The sequence below is a fragment of the Bacillus sp. P4_D3 genome (genome assembly GCF_056401855.1).
The window spans coordinates 1-926 of the sequence record NZ_JBFUIN010001025.1 but is presented as its reverse complement, the minus strand read 5'-3'; the positions used below and the strand labels follow the sequence as shown (position 1 = coordinate 926).

Annotated in this window: 1 protein-coding gene; it reads right to left on the bottom strand. The window is 35.0% G+C overall.

What is annotated here, in order from left to right; all coding sequences use genetic code 11:
- A partial coding sequence (moaA, locus tag AC1DTM_RS28885) for a GTP 3',8-cyclase MoaA (RefSeq protein WP_477001530.1) occupies positions 1-737 on the bottom strand: 737 nt, incomplete at its 3' end.
- Between the last annotated feature and the right edge of the window lie 189 nt (positions 738-926).

Here is a 926-nt window from a genome sequence, read left to right as displayed (position 1 = left end):
CTCCCTACATACCGATACAATTTCGCTACTTCTCCAAAATAACGAGGCTTAATGGGCTCAATAGGATATACACGATTAATTTTTTCTATTAATTGTTCCTTCGTAATAACTTGTTCAAAGTTCCATCCGTTCGTACTGCCCACATCCATAAACTCAATAAAACGGAGCTGAATTTCTTGTTCTTTAAAATAACGAGCCATAAGAAGAATTTGACTATCATTCATCCCTTTTTTTACGACCATATTTACCTTTACTTCTAATCCAGCTGCCTTTGCTGCTTCAATTCCTTTCAATACAGGTTTTGTACTTACATTTCGTCCATTAATTTTTTGGAAGACGTGATCCTCTATCGCATCTAAACTAATATTTACACGTTTTAATCCCGCTTCTTTTAATAGCTTAGCTTGTTTTGCTAAATGAATACCGTTTGTTGTGAGTCCAATATCCGTTAAACCTTCTATCTTTGCAAGCCTTGCGATTAACTTCGGTAAATCTTTACGCAATAAAGGTTCACCGCCAGTAAGCCTAATTTTTTCAACTCCCATACTTATAAATAATCTCGCTAATCTTTCTATTTCATCGAACGTTAATAAAAACTCTTCCTGTAAAAAAGCGTAATCAGGTCCGAACACTTCCGCCGGCATACAGTACGTGCACCTAAAATTGCAACGGTCAATAACTGAAATACGTAAATCTTGAAGTGGCCGCTCTAAAGAATCTCTCATCTTCTCGTGCATCTATATCCCTTCTTTTCTACTCAAATCATTAGTAAGCTTTCAAATTTTTTATTTGCCTTCATTATAAAAAAGAAGCTACATATTCAATGTGACTTTTCTCACATTACTTTCCCCATTCAAAAATTCTTCACAAATCCGTTCGAATTTTGTTCACATCTCTAGTCCCATTCTCTTTACATATTGAAATTC